Origin of the sequence: Phaeobacter sp. S60 (genome assembly GCF_000826845.1) — a bacterium.
In the GTDB taxonomy this organism is placed as follows: domain Bacteria; phylum Pseudomonadota; class Alphaproteobacteria; order Rhodobacterales; family Rhodobacteraceae; genus Phaeobacter; species Phaeobacter piscinae.
Map to the genome: position 1 here is coordinate 13644 of NZ_JSWJ01000019.1, position 19132 is coordinate 32775.

At 59.0% G+C, this 19132-nt stretch carries 27 protein-coding genes; 1 reads left to right on the top strand and 26 read right to left on the bottom strand.

Annotated features, from left to right (window positions below):
• Positions 1 to 10: 10 nt before the first annotated feature.
• From OO25_RS16945 to OO25_RS17040, 20 genes are all read right to left on the bottom strand, one after another.
• Positions 11 to 880, bottom strand: coding sequence for a hypothetical protein (locus OO25_RS16945; protein WP_040181411.1), 870 nt, complete (start codon positions 878 to 880; stop codon positions 11 to 13).
• Positions 877 to 1215, bottom strand: a complete 339-nt coding sequence (locus OO25_RS16950) for a hypothetical protein (protein ID WP_040181414.1) — start codon at positions 1213 to 1215, stop codon at positions 877 to 879. Before OO25_RS16950 ends, OO25_RS16945 begins: the two co-directional genes overlap by 4 nt.
• Positions 1216 to 1219: 4 nt before the next feature.
• Positions 1220 to 1834 carry a phage tail protein gene (locus OO25_RS16955; protein ID WP_052465700.1) on the bottom strand — a complete coding sequence of 205 codons (615 nt, stop codon included), beginning with the start codon at positions 1832 to 1834 and terminating at the stop codon, positions 1220 to 1222.
• A complete protein-coding gene (locus OO25_RS22275; RefSeq protein ID WP_052465701.1) occupies positions 1834 to 2556 on the bottom strand; it encodes a phage tail protein I in 723 nt (240 codons plus the stop codon). The genes OO25_RS16955 and OO25_RS22275 overlap by 1 nt, the downstream gene beginning before the upstream one ends.
• A complete protein-coding gene (locus OO25_RS16965; protein WP_040181416.1) occupies positions 2549 to 3505 on the bottom strand; it encodes a baseplate J/gp47 family protein in 957 nt (318 codons plus the stop codon). Before OO25_RS16965 ends, OO25_RS22275 begins: the two co-directional genes overlap by 8 nt.
• Entirely contained in the window at positions 3502 to 3891 is a 390-nt protein-coding gene (locus tag OO25_RS16970; protein ID WP_040181418.1) for a GPW/gp25 family protein, read from the bottom strand. The genes OO25_RS16965 and OO25_RS16970 overlap by 4 nt, the downstream gene beginning before the upstream one ends.
• A gap of 6 nt (positions 3892 to 3897) precedes the next feature.
• Positions 3898 to 4104, bottom strand: a complete 207-nt coding sequence (locus OO25_RS16975) for a hypothetical protein (protein ID WP_040181420.1) — start codon at positions 4102 to 4104, stop codon at positions 3898 to 3900.
• Positions 4105 to 4127: 23 nt separating this feature from the next.
• Complete coding sequence (locus OO25_RS16980; RefSeq protein ID WP_040181422.1) at positions 4128 to 4418, bottom strand: PAAR domain-containing protein; 291 nt, start codon at positions 4416 to 4418, stop codon at positions 4128 to 4130.
• The gene (locus OO25_RS22280; RefSeq protein ID WP_052465702.1) at positions 4418 to 4939 is read right to left on the bottom strand and encodes a phage baseplate assembly protein V; all 522 of its coding nucleotides are present in this window, start codon (positions 4937 to 4939) and stop codon (positions 4418 to 4420) included. The genes OO25_RS16980 and OO25_RS22280 overlap by 1 nt, the downstream gene beginning before the upstream one ends.
• Entirely contained in the window at positions 4939 to 5715 is a 777-nt protein-coding gene (locus tag OO25_RS16990) for a hypothetical protein (RefSeq protein ID WP_052465703.1), read from the bottom strand. The genes OO25_RS22280 and OO25_RS16990 overlap by 1 nt, the downstream gene beginning before the upstream one ends.
• Positions 5715 to 6086 (bottom strand): hypothetical protein, encoded by a 372-nt coding sequence (locus tag OO25_RS16995; protein WP_040181423.1) that lies wholly within the window; start codon positions 6084 to 6086, stop codon positions 5715 to 5717. Before OO25_RS16995 ends, OO25_RS16990 begins: the two co-directional genes overlap by 1 nt.
• Entirely contained in the window at positions 6086 to 6472 is a 387-nt protein-coding gene (locus OO25_RS17000; protein WP_040181425.1) for a hypothetical protein, read from the bottom strand. Before OO25_RS17000 ends, OO25_RS16995 begins: the two co-directional genes overlap by 1 nt.
• Before the next feature lie 114 nt (positions 6473 to 6586).
• Complete coding sequence (locus OO25_RS17005; RefSeq protein ID WP_040181427.1) at positions 6587 to 7591, bottom strand: major capsid protein; 1005 nt, start codon at positions 7589 to 7591, stop codon at positions 6587 to 6589.
• Between the two features lie 13 nt (positions 7592 to 7604).
• Complete coding sequence (locus OO25_RS17010) at positions 7605 to 7988, bottom strand: head decoration protein (protein ID WP_052465704.1); 384 nt, start codon at positions 7986 to 7988, stop codon at positions 7605 to 7607.
• 3 nt (positions 7989 to 7991) lie between these two features.
• Entirely contained in the window at positions 7992 to 9050 is a 1059-nt protein-coding gene (locus tag OO25_RS17015) for a head maturation protease, ClpP-related (RefSeq protein ID WP_040181429.1), read from the bottom strand.
• A 17-nt stretch (positions 9051 to 9067) separates the two neighbouring features.
• On the bottom strand, positions 9068 to 9337 hold the full coding sequence (locus tag OO25_RS17020; RefSeq protein WP_040181430.1) for a hypothetical protein: 270 nt from the start codon (positions 9335 to 9337) through the stop codon (positions 9068 to 9070).
• On the bottom strand, positions 9334 to 10929 hold the full coding sequence (locus tag OO25_RS17025; RefSeq protein WP_040181432.1) for a phage portal protein: 1596 nt from the start codon (positions 10927 to 10929) through the stop codon (positions 9334 to 9336). Before OO25_RS17025 ends, OO25_RS17020 begins: the two co-directional genes overlap by 4 nt.
• Positions 10926 to 12893, bottom strand: a complete 1968-nt coding sequence (locus tag OO25_RS17030) for a phage terminase large subunit family protein (RefSeq protein ID WP_040181434.1) — start codon at positions 12891 to 12893, stop codon at positions 10926 to 10928. Before OO25_RS17030 ends, OO25_RS17025 begins: the two co-directional genes overlap by 4 nt.
• Positions 12893 to 13627, bottom strand: a complete 735-nt coding sequence (locus tag OO25_RS22285) for a helix-turn-helix transcriptional regulator (RefSeq protein ID WP_052465705.1) — start codon at positions 13625 to 13627, stop codon at positions 12893 to 12895. Before OO25_RS22285 ends, OO25_RS17030 begins: the two co-directional genes overlap by 1 nt.
• Positions 13628 to 13783: 156 nt before the next feature.
• Positions 13784 to 14008, bottom strand: a complete 225-nt coding sequence (locus OO25_RS17040) for a hypothetical protein (protein ID WP_040181435.1) — start codon at positions 14006 to 14008, stop codon at positions 13784 to 13786.
• Between the two features lie 64 nt (positions 14009 to 14072).
• Between OO25_RS17040 and OO25_RS17045 the strand changes: the two genes are divergently transcribed.
• A complete protein-coding gene (locus tag OO25_RS17045) occupies positions 14073 to 14774 on the top strand; it encodes a DUF4145 domain-containing protein (RefSeq protein ID WP_040181437.1) in 702 nt (233 codons plus the stop codon).
• Between the two features lie 8 nt (positions 14775 to 14782).
• Here the strand turns inward: OO25_RS17045 and OO25_RS17050 are convergent, their stop codons facing one another.
• The 6 genes from OO25_RS17050 to OO25_RS17075 form a co-directional block, all read right to left on the bottom strand.
• Positions 14783 to 15355: a phage tail protein gene (locus tag OO25_RS17050; protein ID WP_040181439.1), complete on the bottom strand. Its 573-nt coding sequence runs from the start codon at positions 15353 to 15355 to the stop codon at positions 14783 to 14785.
• Between the two features lie 460 nt (positions 15356 to 15815).
• Positions 15816 to 16004, bottom strand: coding sequence for a hypothetical protein (locus OO25_RS17055; protein WP_040181441.1), 189 nt, complete (start codon positions 16002 to 16004; stop codon positions 15816 to 15818).
• A 319-nt stretch (positions 16005 to 16323) separates the two neighbouring features.
• Complete coding sequence (locus OO25_RS22290; RefSeq protein WP_052465706.1) at positions 16324 to 17193, bottom strand: transcription termination/antitermination NusG family protein; 870 nt, start codon at positions 17191 to 17193, stop codon at positions 16324 to 16326.
• Positions 17190 to 17777 (bottom strand): hypothetical protein, encoded by a 588-nt coding sequence (locus OO25_RS17065; protein ID WP_040181443.1) that lies wholly within the window; start codon positions 17775 to 17777, stop codon positions 17190 to 17192. The genes OO25_RS22290 and OO25_RS17065 overlap by 4 nt, the downstream gene beginning before the upstream one ends.
• Before the next feature lie 248 nt (positions 17778 to 18025).
• On the bottom strand, positions 18026 to 18676 hold the full coding sequence (locus OO25_RS17070; protein ID WP_040181445.1) for a hypothetical protein: 651 nt from the start codon (positions 18674 to 18676) through the stop codon (positions 18026 to 18028).
• Between the two features lie 3 nt (positions 18677 to 18679).
• Entirely contained in the window at positions 18680 to 19084 is a 405-nt protein-coding gene (locus OO25_RS17075) for a hypothetical protein (RefSeq protein WP_242407066.1), read from the bottom strand.
• Positions 19085 to 19132 lie beyond the last annotated feature (48 nt).

The window sequence follows — 19132 nt, forward strand, 5'->3', positions numbered from 1 at the left end:
TGCTTTGACCTCACATCAGTTCATAAAGGTATTCGCGCCCCGGATAGGCGTTCAGAACCCGACCCGGCGCAAAAGCGGTTTGACCGGACAGATCCGCCAGCATCATTTGCCCGTGGTATTGAAGCGAGCTGATGTCGCCGGGCGCTGTGAAGCTAAACGTCTTGCCTCCGTAGCCTGTGGATGTGCCCGCTCGGTTCCCGGTAATGACCAGATCTTGCATCGGCATTTCGATGCCGTATCCACCATTGTTCCAAAGTTCGGGAATGTGCTGGCTCTGGCCCGGGCTTGCGGCGTCGGCGTCGGAGAAATCCCAGGGGGCTGTGGCATCCCACTTATGCAAAGTGGTGACATATGGGTTTGATCCATCGGTCAAGATGCGCAGCATGAAACTGCCATCAGGCGCGACGCAGGAATGGCTTAGATTAATCAAGGGTATCTGCACGGCTGTGGTCAGATCCCAAGGCGTTGTCAGATTGTATATCCGGCAATGCGATGAAAGGTTCAAAACCATGTGCTGCCCGTCGTCGGCAAGGCTGATCCTCACGCCACCGCCCGGCGAAATCGGCGCGTAGCTGATGACCGAATTGACCGGATCGCTGAAATCGTCCCAGTTCTGAATATCGTAGATGACGATATTGCCACCCGAGGTCTCCGAAGTGGTGATCAGCTTGCCGGTGCCATCTGAGTTGAGAACAGTAAAGATCCCAGGAATGTAGCCCGTAGTTGGGGAACCCGGTACATCACGCGGGCGGATCGTGCGTTTCAGGAACCCCATTCCGGCAATGCCAGCGGCCCCAAAGCCGCCCCCGGCCTGACCCGCGCCGCCCAGCGACAGCAGCGGGCTGCTCAGCGCGCCGTCATGTCCGACAACGCGTCTCATTCTGGCACCGCCTCTGCGACCGGACGGTCGTGATAGCTGACCCAGACATCAAGCGCTGCATCATCGCTGGCAACAAATCGCAGCACGTCACCAGCCAAGAGTGTGCCGGGGCCGACGATAGCGGCGCGGGCGTCGCCTTCGGTGATGCTCTGGGCGGGCGTCACCTTGTAGGTCTCGCCGCCTGCGTCGATTTCGCAAGTCAGAATAACGCCGGATGCCGCGTCATTGCTGGTCTGAATAGTGGCAATATGGCGGGTGTGATCCGCCGGAACCGGGGGCATGGCGACACCGGCTTGCGTGACATGCGCCAGAAAACGGCTTGGGATGATGCTCATGGGTTCAGGCTCCTGCGATCATGGCGAGGTGTTCGGCGTCGGACAGGGCGTCAGAGCGCGGCACCCATTGGGCGCTGCCGTCTGGGCCGCCTTGCAGCATGGCGCCCGGTGTCGGCGCGCCTTCGGGCAACAGGCGGGGGTCCAGCGCGTTCAGATCTTGTTTGGTGGCGAGGGTGAGATACTCATTGATTACCGCCGTCACATTCTGCGCCTGACCAACAACAGTGATCAGGTCGAAAGTTTGCTCGACGACAGTCGCGCCACCTTCAGCGGGCAGGAAATCTGCGGTCTGGCCAGAATGGGTATAAGCATAAAGGACATCTGAACCAGTGTCGGGATCCTGCGCAAATAAGCCAAGTTCACGAATAAAGAACCCGGCCTGCACACCCTGATTAACAAGCACCACCCGAATTCGGGACGTGCCGTCACCAACTAGATCAATCGACTGGATGCCAAGAGACGTTTCTTCAGAAACCAACGCCTGCAAGTTTTCTACGTCCACTGGTTCAGCACCAGACCCCAGACCGACACGCGTGAACTGCAGCTGCTGACCGATCTGCGCCTTGGCCTGCAGCTGACGGCCAGCTGCCGTCAGGATCATTCCGGGAAAGGCTGCCATTAGTTTACCTCATGGTTGATTGTGAAGGTCTGCGAGATATGAACAGCGCCCGCAGAAAATTGGTCCAAACTGACTGCCCCCAAGGTCAGATCAGCCGGAAGGATGGTGGAGTGCCGACGCCGATGAATACCAACAGCCAATGTCTGGCCAGCGGGCTGGCAGGCAACATCGACTTCGTGACCGATGCTGAGAGCCGAACCGACCCGCACGCCGCGCCCAATCGAAATTTCAAACTGACGCTGGCTGCTGACTTGGATCTGAAAGCTACGGGATACAGGTGCAACCGAAGTGACGGCCCTCACGAGGTTCCGCGCTTCCTGCCCCCCGATAAGTCCGATAATCGCTCCCGACATGGGGTCGCCAAGGTCGATTGAAATCCGGAAGGTTCCCGGATCGCCCGCATAGTCCCACCACTCCGCCAGACTAGCGTCATAGCCCAAAGCCTGAACAACCCGACGAACAGCAAAAGGCGTGCCTTTATGCCGATGGACTTCAGCACTGGCAGAAATCACGCTGCGCTTGACACTTTCAGGCCATTCCACATCCCACACATCGACGGAATGCTCCCACGCCAGATGGTCCAGCAACCCAATATCAGCTGTGGCAGGGTCTTTAGTAATCATCTGAACTGGAAGACCAAACAATCGCTCCTCCAAGATGTCCAGCGCTTTCGCCAGAGGCGGAGCGGTAGGAGGCAATTGCGTGTCCGTCAGATCAGACATCGCGCCACCCCCCGGTGATAGACTGAAGGCTTAACGCAATACCCGTGCAGTGAGGGGCGTCGAACGGCCCTATTTCCAGATCTGCGGCGGGCGACACCAGTTCGACATCGACCACCCCCTGAACATTCAGCGCAGCAGCGATAGATGTGCGATAGAGTTTCCGACCAATGCGGATCCGACCATTTACAAACGCTTCCGCAGCAGCCTGTGCCGCAGCATGAACCGCCGTCGCCGTTTCCGGAGCGGTGACGTGCAGAACCGCCTCAATGGCGTAGGGCACCGGTTGCGCGGACACAACGGTCAGCTTGTCGGCCACAGGGCGGCGCTTGTCCGCCGTGCAGTGCTGAAACACCGCATCCAGCAGCACGGCATCCGCTGTGCCATCACCTTCACTGGACAGAATGACCATCTTAGGTTCGGCGGGCGGAATGGCTGGGTTCAGCCCATGGTTCGGACCATAGACCGCCACGTCCACTACCCGGTCATCCGCGTCCAGCGCCCAATAGACATAAGACCCCTCCGTGCCGTGCGGCGACCACGCCTCTATGACCAGCTGAATGCGGGCACGAAACGCCTCATCGGTTTCCAGCAGCGGGCTTTCCGGGTCGCTGTCATCCAGCACCTTGCGCACGACGCCGCGATTGGCCCCGATCTGGTCAAGGTCATTGCCAAGCGCCGTAGACAGGAACACCGACCGGATAGCCTCATTGATGCGGTTTTCCAGATACAGCTCCCGCGCCGCAGCCGCCTCACTCAAATAGCGCATGGGACTGGACGCAATATTGCGCGCCAGCGCCATAACTTCGGCCACCTTAGGGGCGTCAAACACCTCCGAAAGCTGCGCTTCCAGTTCCACCAGACGCGCCTCCAAAATGGCGTCATAGTCCAGCACGCCAATAGCGGTCGGGTCCGGCAGCGTGGTCAAATCAAGCGCAGCAAAACGGCTCATGCGGCAAGGCTCCAATTATCCACCCGGTCGCGCAGAACACGGACGGTTCGGGTTTCGTCATCGACTGTGGTCAGGTCGCCCACATGGGCGCGCGGGCGGTGGTTTCCGGTCAGGGTCATTGTGATGGCCCCGGTCGCCGCGCCCTCCACCTGAACATCGGTCAGTTCAAAACGCGGCTCCCATCGCTCCAGCGCTTCGGCCACGGCCACATAAAGCGCCAGAATATTCGCCTCATTCATTGGCGCATCAACCAGCCCAGGGACTTCGGAACCGAACTCACGCCGGAAGACGCGGGTGTTAATCCGCGTGGACAGGATGGTTTGGATGCTTTGCACGACATGCGCCCACCCTTCGACCGTGCCCCCGGTATCGTGATTCAGATCCATACCGGGTCAGGCGCTTGCCTTGCCCGCAACGGCTGCGGACTTCGATGCATTTTTTCCGGCAAACAGCTTCAGTCCGCTGCCATAGGGCGGCAGGTAGTACTTCGCCTGCCGCGCCGTCATCGGCAGAACCTCGCCTTTACTCCGGAACACCCCGCCAATTTCGCGGTCTTGCATCACCTCATAGTCCGCCAAAGCGGTTTTCTCATTACTCATCGCTTTCTCCTTGGTTTAGAGCGTCAACCGCCCGCGAAAACATTGCCAGACCCGCTGGCAACACTTGACCCGCAATCCACCGGGTCACCGACCCGGCCAATCTGCTTGCCATTGACAAAGACCGTACTGGACCCCGCAGCCAACGAACCGCCATGACAGCTTGGCAACGGGTCGCAGTGAACAGCCCAGCCATCCCCCTGCCGGTGCACCGGAATGCCGTTGACGAAAACATCCCCACTGCCGCCAGTGCTATTCCTAGGCGGGAATGCGCCGTGACCTGTGCAGCTATCGCCTTTGCGCGTTACCGCTGCCATCAGTTCATCTCCACCCTAGATCCAGCCTGCTGAATCCCATTCGCATCAAGCACGACCAATGAGCCATTTGAAAACGCTGTAATGGCCGCATCAGTCAAAGTGATACTGGACCCACCAACAGCAATTCGGCATGTTCCACCGCCATCGCTAATCTTGATGACGCACGGTCCTACGGACGCCAGAACGTATTCGTTGCCAGCCCCTGAAGGCCGCCCATTTGCATCCGAATTGATACTCCCCTGAATACCCGCATCATGCAGGTCGCCGGATTCGGAAAACACTTTGACCTGCTGACCAACCGACGGCGGGTTATGCGTCTTGTTCGCGCCAGCAGCGGGTTCTTCCCACGGTATCCAACCCGTCAGGAACGGCGCATCACCTTCCTGCAGCTTGACACGGGCAAGGCCATTGCCCGCATCAACTTCTGTCACCACCCCGGTACGCGACTGCGACCGCTGGCGGCGCTCCAATTCGCTCACCCGGCGGCGCAGGTCATCAATGATTTCCGGAAGACCCGCCATCAGGACGGCACCGCTTCAAGAGCCGCACCAGTCACGACGACATCGCGTGCGACACCACCAAAGGTATAAAGCTGCAGTGATTCCGCATCACGCGTGGTCATTCCGGTCAGACGCTCAAATTCGGCATAGTGGCCGGATGCCGCATCGCCCAACAGCTGCCGGAACAACGCCAGCTGCGGCACGCTATGCGCTTCCATCAGCGCCATGAAGCGCGGCCACGGCCCGCCATCAGGCAAGGGCTGGCCAAGGCGCGGGTCGGCAAAAACTTCGACCGTCAGCTTGGTTTGTCCGGCAGCAAGGCGCACGTTTTCCGCCGCGCTGCTGGACCGCATATGGTCCTTGGCGACATATGACTGCACAAAATCACCAAAGACCTGCGCCCACGGGCTGTCCGGGTCCGTCAGAACGCGGCCAATCTGCACGTCCAGAACATCCAGAACCGCTTCAAAATGGGCATCTGTCGCCGGGAACCCTTCGACAATGCTGGCTTCGCCGGTTTCCTTGTCAGTCTGCGCCATGGTCAGCGACACGCCGCAGTTGAACATGATGTCCACCCGGCCATTGGACCGCAGCCCGGTCTGGCCCAAATCCTGCGACTTGGCCGCGTCGGTATAGACCGCAATGAAGGGACGCTGCTGGTCGCTGCGCAGCTGGCCGTCCGCCGTCTGGTCGATGGCGGAAATCTGGCTGTCCAACACATTATCACCGACCAGCGTTCCACCAGCCTTCAGCGCCTGAACCGCCGCAATCCGCAGGGCCATCATCGTCAACGACATCAGTTCGCATCCCCAAGTTCACAAATCAGCCGAAGGTGCGACCGGTCATCGACCGCCTGCACCTCGAACACCGGCTGGCCGTCACGGTCCAGTGCCACCACCTTGTCACCTTTGCGCACCACCAGATCCGGATAGGCGGACCGGTCGATGCGCAGATACCCGCCATCGGCCATCACACCTGCGCGCCCTTTGTTGCCACGTCCGAAGTTAAGGCGTTCGGTGTCGCGGTCACCGGTACGCAAACAGGCGGCGATTTCCGCCGTGTCCCGCTCCGGATCTTTCTGCCCGCTGGCCAGCGGAAGATGGCGAATAGTTTCAGACCAAACGTCATCCACCTCCGCCATCAGGTCTTCCCGCAGCAACCGGTCCATCAGGACGCGGGTTGCAGCGCGGCCAGCGCCTCTTCAGCTGCCTTCAGCGCCTCACGAGCCGCATCCTCTTCCGGTGTGCCCTCCACAGACTTCAGGTGCAGATCTGCGGTAGACACTGCCTGCTTGGCGTCTTCCAATGCCTTCGCCGTTTCGGCTGCAGCCTTTTCTTCCGCTGTCAGTTCAGCCGCCTTCTTCTTCGGCGCGGATTTCGCAGGTGCTTTGCAAAAATCAGCGAAGCGGTCATGCACCACGTGATCCGCGTAACCAGCAGGCAGCAGTACCGGCTCTTTCGCGTTGACCTTCTCATCCCTTTCCGACCCCAGCACAACAGCCGGAATTTTCGCATTTGTGCGGAACGCAACCCACTTTTTTGCCTTCGAAGCCATTGGTGAACCCTTTCATCTGATGGCATACCGCTGCACCAAATATGTGCAGGGAAATGGCGACAAAGGCCCGGCGCTCAAAACGCCGGGCCTGATTTCTTGCAGACAGCAGTTCGCTTACAGTGTCAGGCGGCGAAGCGCGGCAGGCCGGGTACAGAGGTTGATGACGTTCATCTGCGCATCCAGATGGCGCCCCTTGCCATTGGCCATCGCGTACTGGCGCGCGTAACGCGGCAGGCCGATAGTGTTCACGGTCTCTTCATAGTCAGCCGGACCAAAGCGCGTCAGATACATCTCCGGTACACCGACCGGGAACAGCCGCGCTTCGGTATCGCCGATGTAGGCCGCATTAGCGTTCGCCTCTTTGGCGCGGCGGCCCGTCTTGTAGCGCTCAAAGACAAAGTCTCCGAACTCGAATTTGTTAGGAACGCCCCGGCGCAGAACTTCAGCCTTGTCGGTGTTCAAAAAGGTTTCCCGGACAACCTTCTGCATCCACATCTTACTGTGGAAGGTGCGGCCCGTCATCACGTGGAGATGGCCATATGCCATATCCAGATCATCCTCAACAGAGTGCATCACCCCATCCAAGATTTCCCCAAGATCATCTACATCACCCGCGCCGATACCAAGAGGAACCGCTGCCGGAACCGCGATGCCAAAGCGGTCATAGAGATTGTGCAGCACTTTGCCGGACTTGGACACGACCAGCCCTTTAATGGCCCCAACACGATAATGTTCCAAAGTGTTATCCATCGCACGGGCGTGCCGTTGCTGCTTTGAGTCAATCCGGGACTGGATGGTCTCCATCGCGTCGTTGCTGCCCAGCTGGCGAACACCCTGCACTTCATCCGCCGATACGAAATCGTTGATTTCGAAGTGGTCCATATTGAACGGAATTTTGTTCCGCTCGGTGTCGCCAACCGTGACGCCGGGACCGCCGCGCGGTGTCGGCTCGATCAGATCCAGAACACCGTTTTCTTCCTCGACCTCAATTGTGGTGACGTTCACACCATCTTCTTCGAAGATACGCAGGCCTCCGATTTGTCCGGGGACAAAGGGCTGGTCGTTCAGCCCAGCCGTCAGGGCGATGACGCTGAATTGCGGATCGTTAAATTGTTCCATATTGGCTGCCCCCTTAGCGCGCGCGGATGCCAACAGCGTCCAGCTGTTCAATCTTGGCATCCATTTTGGCTTGATCATCCACCGACGCGTGGTACGCGAGCATCGGCAACTTTACTTCGGCATCGCGGTCCACGAATGATACTTCGACATCTGAAGTTGTTGCGTTGACGCCATAAGCCAGAACGGCGCAGGCGACCTCCGCACCCTCGACACCGGCGACTTCAGCATGCGGCGACGGTACAAAGTGCTTTTTGTTGGCCGTCAGTTTACCCATGACGGTTCCGGCTTCGACTTTGCCAGTGCCCGCCGGGACAATGCCATTGTCCAGAGACAGGTTCCCGTTCGAAGGCGTGTTGAGGAACGACAGAGCGCGGGTCTGCATGGTTGCGTTTTCCATGGGTTATGCCTCCTTACGAGCACGGCGCGCATAGACGCTGCCAGAGTTGATTGGCGCCTGCGCCTTGCCGGTCGGGCTGCCTGCAGGCTGCGCAAGTTCGGATGCCGCGCTGCGGCTGGCCTGATAACCTGCGGGGTCTGGGGCGTTTTCATCTTTCACGGCGGTCGTATCACCCGCCGCCGCCTTCAGCGCGGCAAGGGCTTCCTCCGTCGGCATCTCGGTGTCGAAGGCCAAATGCTGCGCAAGAACCTCATGGCCTTTTGCAGCATCATCGCCAGTGATGGCCTTAATACGGGCCTTCACGTCGGCAGCAGTGATGCCCTGCACTTCCTGTTCAGAGGGCTGGCTGACGGATGTGCCGTCCGCCGCCACGGGTTTCTTGGCCATGGTCGGTGTCTCCTTTTCATGGTCAGGGGATTGCGCGGCGGACGCCGCATTCCGGGCGACGGCTTCGAAGGACCATTTTTCCTTCTTGGCCTTCGCCACGAGTTTCTTCGGGGCACGGGCAAAAACCCGGTAGTCGAATGCGGCGACGGCCTTGGCCCGCCCCCCTTCGGTGTCCGTGGCGAAACCGCGCGTCACCGCCTCTTCGCCGGTCAGCCACAGTTCGTCTTTCATGTCTTCGCGGATGGTTTCAGCATCTTCGCCGGTTTGCTCCGCGTAGATGTCAGCCATCAGGTCGGCCAGCTTGTTCAGCTGTTCCGTGGACTTTTCGTGGTCACCCGCATTGCCCCATGTGAACTTCGCAGGGTCATGGATCATCATCAGGGCACCGGACCGCATGGTGATGGTGTCACCGGCCATCGCGATGACCGAAGCCGACGATGCCGCGATGGCATCGACCACTACCGCCACGTCGCCGCGATGCGCCTTCAGGGCGTTGTAGATGGCAATGCCGTCATCGGTATAGCCGCCGCCCGAATTGATGCGCACGGTGATGTCCGCATCACGCCCCAGCATCGCCAGCGCGTCGATGACTTGGGAAGCGGTGAACCCTTCATCCCAAAAGTCATCCCCGACGAACCCGTAAAGAACGAGTTCGCCATCCACCAAGATGGTCATGACTGTCTCCTTGTTGATCAGGTGAAGCGGAACCGCTTCGCGTATCTGGTCCGGCTGCGCTTGCCCGTGGCCCGCGCGCATTCCGTTTCATATGTGGCGATCAGCGCCGCCAGACGTCGGTCATTGGCCCGCTGAAACGTCACCTCTTCACCGTCGATACGAACGGTTTCCCGCACCCCGCCGGTTGCCAGCTTCAACTGCATCTTCTTCAGCGCAGTCACGACATCGCAGGGCTGCGAAATATCGATGGTGTCTGCACCAATGCGCACGGTGTTCGCCACGGTCATGGGGCTGGCTCCGTTTCAATGATGGGCTGCGCCTGCCGAGCCGCGTATGGCGATTCCATCCCCGCTTCGATATAGCGATCATGCTCGCGCTGGCGCTCTTCAAACAAGGCGTCCGGATCTACACCCAAATCCCCGGTTTCGATGCCGATGGAACTGGTACCGTTTTTCAGCCGTTCGGTGGATGCCCGCGCGGCCTTATGATCATCCGCCGTGGGCTTCGCAGGCCCTTGCCAGTTGGCGGCAGACACCCGGTCGCGATTTGCCCGGAAGGCGCGGTAGCCCCCCTTGAAGGGTATACGGCCTTCGCCAACCTCTTCGTCCAGCCAGTTCGCATAGACCATCTGGCACATCGGCGCGGCGACCCGCTCCCGGCGGCGCAGAACCACGGGCCAGATGCTGGACCCCTCCATGCGCACGCTGGCATAGGTGGCATCGGTGTAATCCATCGTCAGGCCCCCGTAAGTGCAGCCGATGGTCCGTGCCATGTCGCGGGCAAGGCTGTTCGAAAACGGCAGGAAGTCCCGCCCCGGCACGTTCGCGGTTTCCAGCCCCAGCTTTTCTCCGGGGCCAAGGTGCGACACCTGCGGGTCGGCCCCAACCGAAATCCGACTTTCGGCAGCGCGGTCCAGCTGCGCGCCAAGGAAATCGAGATACTCTTGCGCGTACCCGGTCCCGCCCCCGCTCTCTTTCAGCACTTCCAGCGCCTCATAGGCGTCTTGGCTTGGCTGCTCACTGGTCAGCGTGATGGCAAAAACGGTCTGCAGAATGGCCATCTGAAGCGTGGCATCATCCAGCATTTCCGCCTGAATGTGTTTGCGGAACGCCGGGGCCAGCTGCGAGATCCCGCGCACATCTTCCGAATCCATCGGGTCGAAGATGTGCATGACAACTGGCCGGCCATCGGTGTCGAACGCGGGATAATCCCTTTTTGCCTTCAGGCCGCTGGCCGATGTCTGGAACCGGTAGGCGACAGCGCGGCCATTTTCGTCATGCCGGACGCCCTGAAACAGCCCTTCCAACTCGCTGGTGTCCTGCACCAGCCGGGTTGGCGGATACAGCAACAGCTTGGTGCCGGTGGTCAGGTTGTACTTGCGACGGCGGTCATCCGCGAAAAAATCGAAGACCCCGGTGACCTCGCCATAGGCGATGTGCCACCGCAGGCCAATGTCCACCATTTGCGGACCGGTCAGCTTGCCCCGCATGTCGCATTCGCGGGCCTTCTTCCAGTAGGCCGTCCAGCGCCGCTTGACGATGCGAATCCAGTCCGCCTTTTCCTTGTCGTCATACCCCAAGCCGGTCAGGTCCGGGTCAGGCGAAAGCGTCAGGCCAACACCGACCGTATCCGCCAGAACTTGGTCGGTTGCGCCTTTCAGGCGTCCGCTGTTCTGGATCAGGTCCATGGCCAGCCCGGCAGCACGCGACCATGAACGGCGCACATCGTCCCTGTGGCTGGTCACCGGGGCCACCCGCGATGCGATAACACCGCTGCTGGTGTCACGCAGATAGCGGGCGGTCGGGCGCGAAGACCGCTCCGCCTTGGGCATCTTGTTCCAGCCCAACGCCTTGCCGACCATGTTGGCGAATTTGCTCATCGCGTCCGGTTTCTCCACTTCGACCGCGCACGGGCCTTGGCCTGCGCTTCGGCTGGTTCATCGTTCTGCGGCGCAACTTCCTGCGCCGGTGCCGCCTGCGGCTGCGCCGCCATCAGCAAGTCTTCGAAATCGCCCTGCACATCTTCCGGCGGGCACTCGCGCTCCGCCATCAGCCGGTCCCATTCGGCGTCCGGTAGGTTCCGAACCCCCAACCTGATAGCGGCAGCTTCCGCCTGCAGGTGAGTATCCAAACCCTCGTTGGCTTGGTTCGGGTCTTTGACCCACAGATACCGGGTGAAGCCCGATTTGGCTTTTTGCGCCTTGCGCGTTTCCGCAGTCAGCTGCCGGTAGAATTCATCATCCAACCCTTTGGGCAAGGCGATGAAACCGCGCTCTTCCGGGTCGGTTTTCTTCAGGTTCCGGTAGAGCCCCATTTTCAGAACAGACGAGGCGAAGTTGAAGAACCGCTTCGAATAACGGACAACCTTGCCCCGGCGGTTTCGTTCTTTCTTCACCTGCGCCAGCAGCGGGGCGCTTTCCGGATGCACACCGCGCACCATGATGACTCGGCTGGCCAGATGCTTGCGCGCCCAGTCCCAAACGTCTTCGGTGTAGGCGTTGCCGTCGATGGCCAGCAGATCAATTTCGACCTTGCGCCCATAGGCATTCCGGAACCCCAGACGCATAAGGCCGTTCAGTTTGGTCTGACACTGTTCATCGGAAATGTGCCCGTTGAACACGCCGTATTCCACAATCGCGCGGCGCTTGTTCCGCCCCCACGCGACCACCTGCCATTCCACCCGGTCGCCCTGACAGTCCACACCGCAGGTCAGCATCGGATAGCCCGCCGGGATGCTGCCGTGGGCATAATCCGATTCCGAAGCACGGTCGCGGATGTCTTCCCACGGCGGGGCCTCGCCCAATACGCGATAGGCTTTGCCCACCACGTCATTCCAGAACGTCTGTTCCTTCGGCGGGTCGCCCTTTGCAGCCAGCCATGACCGCGCGACCCGCTCAAACGACTGCAGCGGCGAATAGGCCGACCACAGGTAAAACGAACGGTGATCCCGCTTCATCTTTGGATTCGCGGCCCGCCACTCCACACGCGGGATGATTTCCGCGCGATGGTGATCTTCAATAGCGCATCCGCATTCCGGACAGGTGAAATGCGCGCGCTCCGGATGATCTTCATCCAGACTGCGCAGCATGTTTTCCCATTCCAGCACCTGTATGAAATCGCAGTGCGGGCAGGGCACATAAGGATATTCCTGCGACCCCGCCTCAAAATTGGTGGTGATCCGGCACCCCGGCACAACCATGGGCGTCGAAATCTTGAAAATCTTGGCGAACTCGCGGCCCTGACTGCGGCTGTCCGCTTGGTTCTCAGGGTCGCCCGCGCTGTTCATATCCCACTTGGCAAGGTCATCCTGAACCTGACGGGACATGGAAACCTGCGACAGCGAGGCCGGAGAATTGGCCCCGGAAATCAGGATGGCCCCGCGACCGTCGCGGCGCTCTTTGTAAAAAACTGAGTCCTGCCCGTCGCGGGCCTTCATCGGAAAAATCTTGCGCAGCGCCGTGGTGCCCTTCAGCATCGGTTGCAGTTTCATTTTCGACCAGCGGCGGGCATTCTCTTCAGTCGGATGGACATAGAGAAAATCGCCGGGGTCCATATCCATGGACCCGCCGGTAAAGATATTCGCCAGCACCGTGCCGCCCAGCTGCGCCGACTTCGCCATAGTCACGATCCGGCAGGGATCTTCCGGCGACAGTGCCATCAGGATGGCGTCGAAGTAGCGAAACCGCTGGCGGTTATAGGGGCCGGAAAACTCGCTTTCCCGTTCCGAAAATTCAATGTTGCGCTCTGCCCACGTCAGATAATCGACCGGCGGCGGCGGGTCCAAGACCTCTGCCAGAACATCGTGCACCATCCATTCGGCACTGGTGACAGAGACATCCAGCATTAGGCGTCAATCTCCAAGTTCGTTTCCACCCGCTTTGGTTTACCCTCCGCAAGCACGCGCTGTTTCATGGTTGCGGTCTTTCGGACGTTCCGAAATTCGCTCTTCAGAAGGTGCAGGACATCGCGCTGCGGAACGTCGAACTGGGACGCCAGAGCCGCAGCAAAATCAGTCAATGCACCTTCGAAGATCTGCATCATCATCCCGGCGACACGGGTCAGCTGTTCCCGCGCGTCGTCAGCCGCTACCAGCATGCCTAGCTGGGCTGCCTCTTCCGTCGCCTGAATCCGGTTCGTGCGCAGCTGCTGTTCCAGCTTGGCCCGCTTAAGCATGTCTTCCACGCTGTCAGGCTTGGGCTGCGCAGCAAGCGGCACCTCAGGCGCATCATCGACTGGCGGCGCGCCTTCCGCCGTTTCCGGCTGAGGCACCGGCAAAATCGGCTGCAGTTCTAGAACCTCCTCTAGCTCTGAAACCGGCGCTGTCGGCGCTTCTGCCTGCGGATCAGCGTCCACCGTTGTCCGCGTGGCAATCCCATTACCCAGCGACTGGCCGATGTCGCGGTTTTGGCGAACTTGGTTCACCGCGACGGCAAAGATGATCTTTCCCTTCTTGCCGGGTTTGGTGAACGCACTGTCCTTAAGGATGTCCTTGGATTTCCATTGGCTGACTGCCGCCCGGCTGACACCCATTTCACGCGCGAACTCTGCCTGCGACAATTCCCGGCGTTCATCTGTCATGGTTGACCTGTTCAGTCCGTCGCCGGTCGGGCAGATTGTTAAGCCCCCGGTGTTAAGCGAACCCCCATTTGTTAAGGCTTTCAAAAACCCGTCTGACTACCGAACCCCCGGGCGGTTCCACCACCGCGTGCTGTCAATATGGGGGTACGGTCCCTACTATCCGATCAAATGCGCGATCATCTTGCGCTCTAACGACAAACGCTCAAAGTGAAACAGCACCGACGTGCTGTGGGCTTGTAAACATCCACGCAAGCCATGCATCTCCACCCAACCCAACTGACTGAGCCTGTTAAGAAACTCTTGGTCGCTGTTGCTCTCCTCAGCCATTGCCACGAGACTTGCCAAGAATTCAGTTGATTCTTCTATCGAGATTTTCTCCATGCCCAATCCCCGTATGCACTTTCAAATTGAGATGACTTGTCCGAACTGCTCCAAACAGACAGACATGCCAGTACACGATGTGTTTGACTGGCAACCACGTCGCACCAGTGACTACCCGCACTTTCTGCAGGCAATAGAAGCAATTCAGCGCAATGAGCATTCCGCTTTTTCCGGTGACAAGCGGCCCAACCACCTCCGCGCCGACGGCAGGGACAAGGTGACAGCCTATGGTCATGCGACTTGCCCCAAATGCGCCCAGCCTATTCTGCTTCTTTTCAACTCAAGCACCCACAATCTGCACCTTCTCAAGAAAGCTGACCCACAAAGCGCCTTGGCAGCATCGATGTTCGCCCGCGAATACATAGAGCTTTTGGGAACAATACCTGCCGCCACAGAATACTCCGTTCCAGACGACCTGCCCGAGGTCGTACAAGTTCTTTGGCCTGCCACCCAATTGTCCCTGGATAGAGGCGATCCACCATCCCGGATCGTATCCGAATGCCGGAGCATCCTTGACGTTTGCCTGAAGGAACTGGGAGAAACCAAGGGCTTGCGAAAATCTCGAATTGGCAATCTTAAAGACAGGTTTCTTATTACTGAAGACATAGCCTCATGGGCCAACGAGCTATGGGACGATGGAAATGATGCAATTCATGACATTCAAGCAAATGCGGAAGATGCAAAGCAGCATGTTGAATTCCTAAAGCTGTTCTTCCGAGTGGTCTTCGAACTCCCAAAAGAAGTTAAACGCAAGCAAAGCAGCTGATTGCGAGGTCACAGCCCCAGAAGGCGGCTGATTTCGTGATCCAGTCGGCGCGGCAGGTTCTGCTGCACGCTGCGCTCAAAGGCATCGGCGGTCGCGCCGTCCACCATCTCTTCAGGGATGAATACGCCGGACTTAACCCGCTTCAGGTGGAAGCGCTGTTCGCTGATCCGGTCCATCACGTGCCCGCCGAAGGCGCTCAGGTCCACGCGGCGGGGGAAAGCACCGCCACGGAAGAAGGTGCGGGGGAACAGAACACGGCCACGGGCTGTGCCAAGATTGGCGACCACGCCCTTTTTGGTCTCGCGCTTCTGGAAATACTTCAGCGCCACATCACCGCCCGCCGACTTCAGCGTGTAGTTCAGATCATCCCAGGACGAACGCTTGACCTTCACAGACTTGCGGATGGTTTTATGCGGCAGACCGGTCTGTTTTGCCAGCGTGCGGACAACCTGCGTCCGCGCCATATCGCCGGTACGGTTGATGGCCCGGTTTACCGCCTTTGGTGCATCCTCACCCAAGGCCCCCAGCATGTTTTCAAACCGCTGCAGGCCCTTCACATTGACTTCGCCCACGCTGAACATTGCCACCCCCAAGAGTTCCGCCGCCTTTAGCAAGAAAGGCCAGCCGCTGTTTATGGCGACCGGCCTTGATACCGAGGGGAATAGAGGAAATCAGATGTGGCGCATTGCGGTCTCCCTTGCTGCATTTCTGCCTGAACTCTCTTCGGCAGCGTCAGATACAAAGAAGGCCCGCGCTTTTCAGCCGGGCCTTTGTCATCCATTGCAGCAGCAGTGTCACAGGCGGCGACGCTATTGCGTGGTTGCCCGGACATGTCGGCATACAATCAAATGCGGAATTACTTCTTGCGCCTTTGATCGCCCGGAATGATGGCATGTATCTTTCAACAGGGGCCACCGAACCTTCGACAATTTTGATTGTTAAGGGAAGATCCTGTGGAGCGTCAACCCCCCTTAACAATATCGAGTGTCGGTTAACATTGCGAGAGGGGCGGTCGCCCGCCCCTGCCCACTTATATGCTTTTCAGATGGAAGCCGCAGACTTACTGCCGGGGTGAAGACGCCCCATCTTGATGTCGCTAATCCTTCCCGGATTGACATCATAGTCAGCAGCGATCCGGTTCTGGAACTCACCCCGCAAAATCCGCCCCCAGATAGCTACGGCATCGCTGAAGGTAAGTTTCTTGCTTGGGCGTCTGAGATCATTACGCATACGCGTTCTCCATAAGATTGGAGCCGCTTGGGGGTTGACTGGAAAGGCCAATAATGGGTAATAACCCTTACAACTACTGTTCTTTCGCCCCGTAACGGCGTTTGATGTAAGCCGCAGACTCTTGCCGGAGTCTGCGGCTTAATTCGTTCTAGGTGATAAGGTCGGATTTTGCAACGCCAAACTTATAAAATCCTCGGAGAGGCGATTAGGGGGCCGATTTAGGGGGTGTATTATATTTCCGCCTTACCCCCGGCTAATATCGGAAATCCCCTTGAGAGGGGCGATTATCCCACCCATTGGATATGTTCCCCTTTATCCCCTACTCTATCAGCTGACGACGCCAAGCATTCCAGCGGTCGATTGCCTCACCTTCACTTCTGGACCCCACCGCAGCGCGCCGCCCACAGTTGCCGCAACTGATGCAATAACCATCCTTCGCATGGACAACCTCCGCCAGCTGGTGACCACAGCCGCAAGGGACAAGGCGCGGGTCAGCGATATCATCACCGGATCTATCGGGTGCCTTAGTTTCAGCCGGCACATTTTCCGAAACCGGCAGCTTAGCCAAGGGAATATCCAAAGGCGTGTCGCGCCCGAAAATACTCACAAGGCCACGCGCGGATTTTTCCGACACATCAACCACGGTGAAATCAAACCCCGCAAACGGGCCATCAGGCACGCGCAGCACGTCGCCTGCGGCATAGCCTGCTTTTACCATCTGATAACATGCAGGCGACAGTTCGCCGCCGCCCCATTGCCGCATCAGCCGGATGATGCGGGCCTGCGGAATGGTCACAGGTCGGCCCCCCGTCCCCATGACACCCGTCACCACATCCAGCGCCATCAACTGATGCCAGCGCGACTGATCAACCGGCCATCCAACAAACAGCCAGTCCACCAGTTTGGGCTTTGACACCAGCGACTGTTCCGGGCTGAAGCGGTTCTTGCGGCGCAGAACCTTTTCAATGGGCAGGAACACTTCGAACCCCGCGCGGCGCAGGATGTGTTCGGGCAGAAACACGCGGTCGCCGGTGCCATTGACCCGGCGCTTGCGCAGACGGCGCTGACGGTCGCGGTAGGTCTCAAACTCACCGCCCACCGTGATGGCCCTGATGCCGCCCACCTGTTTGCGCACCACCCGGACAGCGTACCACTGCAAGTTCTGCGCCTCGATCTTGCCCATCATCATGATGCACCCCCCAAAACCAATGCCCGGATCTCTTCGCATTTCACCTGCGCGGCCTCACGCGACGCGCGCCATGACAGATCTGCATCTGAAACCATGCGCCCATCGGCTATACGGCGTTCCAGGTCACCCAGTTTGCGCAATGCGGTCTCTGCCTCAGACTTGATAATTTTCACATCCTCAGGCTTCGGCCATGACCGCTTTTTCTTGAGAAACCGCAACAGTTCCGGCCCCCAGTTCCCGGCCATAGCATCCCGGCCCAAAGCTGCGGCAAAGACGGCCCGCATCAGCGGCGACGCTTCGGCATCAGGGGGCTGGATCTTCGCGGCGCGTTCAAGGATTTCATTCGGGATCATGATCTGGTCACGCCCCCTGCCCTTGGGGTTGGCGGCCACTTCCTCTTCTAGGGCCGCAAGATTGAGTTCCGACATATAGGCCAGCTTGGGGCACAGCACCTTTGCCACCATCGCATCAAACTCCGCCTGTTTCGTGAACCCCTTTGGCTTTGCCAGCCCGCGCGCCAGCAGCGGTTCAATCAGCACCGCCCTGACCCTCTTTTCACCGTTTGCCTGTTCAGCACTGTCCATGCGTCTTGCCCTTTTTCTTTGCATATGCCCCGGTCTTAAATCGTGGTTCGGTCGGTATTGGGGCGCTTGTGGCAATTTCGTTTTCTATATTTTCATCTTCTGTCCTTTCAGCCCGGAACAAACCGGAATGAAAAAGGGCGGAAACAGGCCAGAACGTTCCAAATCCATCCGGATTCTTTCCGTGTTCGCTCCGGTTTCTTTCCGACTTCTTTCCAAGTTCCTTCCAGCGGAAGAAACGCGGAAGGGTTCTAGCCAGACATTTCAGCTCGCCAATCGACGCCTTCCTGTGCCAGTGAAAAGGCTTCCAGCGCCTTCCGGATCATCGGCGCACGGCGCTGCCCGTTGGCATCGAAGTTATCGACAAGGAATTGGTCAAAGCGCAGCAACAGACCTTGATCTTCCGTCATGCCCTTGGGCGCACCGGCGCGCAGCATCTTTTCAGGCAGCGCTTCCAGTCGCTTGCGCTCGCGCTCCGCTTCGCGCTTGGCCAGCTTGTCTTCGCGCATGCCCAAGGCGTCCTGTGCGATCTTCAACACTACCGGGTGATATAGGCGCTGGCGGCCATTGTCGCAGACGCATTTCCGCCAGTTGTAGAGCGGCCCAATCGGACGCGCCTGCAGGCGTTCCCATTCTTCAAGGGACTCACCCACCAATCGCGCAAGAAGGCGGTCATCGGTGGGCAGGGTGCCCACCGGGTCTTCCTTCTGCGCGATGTTGAACAAGTCAAACCCGACCGCGCGCACGTCCTTATCCGCCATCAGCCGGAATTCCGATTGCAGCCACCAGTCAAACCGCCAAGCCATGAAAAAATGACTGTCCAGCCGTTCGCCGGATGGGATGGGGTATTCAAACAGGTCTTCGCTATCGATCAATCCAAAGGGTCTTGCCGCTTCAGCCATGCATCACCGCCCCACCTTCGAAAGAACGCGGGGACCCAGCGCCCCTTCGATCTTTTTGAGACGTTCCAGCATCTTCTGCCCTGTGCCAATCTCAGCATCCAGACGGTGGGCGTATTGACTGATTGCCTTGCGCTGTTCGGTAGCCGATTTCAGAAAGTCGCAAACATCCTTGGCCAACTGCGCCATGTCTTCATTGCTTCCTGCCGGGCCAAAGAATTCTTCGCGAAGCTGCGCCACCCAGCCCGGCATTACGTCAAGCACATCAGCCACCGTATCGTCGGTATCACCCGCCTTGTAGCGTTCGCCGTCAGTGTCATAGACCGCATCCAGCATATCCGTGATTTCCCGCTTTTGCGCGCGGGACGGTTCGCGGGTTTCGGGCTGTGTTTGTACTTTGCTCTTGCTCAATTTTGCCTCCCTTCGCTGTGTCTCACAGGCAGCACAGCGAAGGCGCTT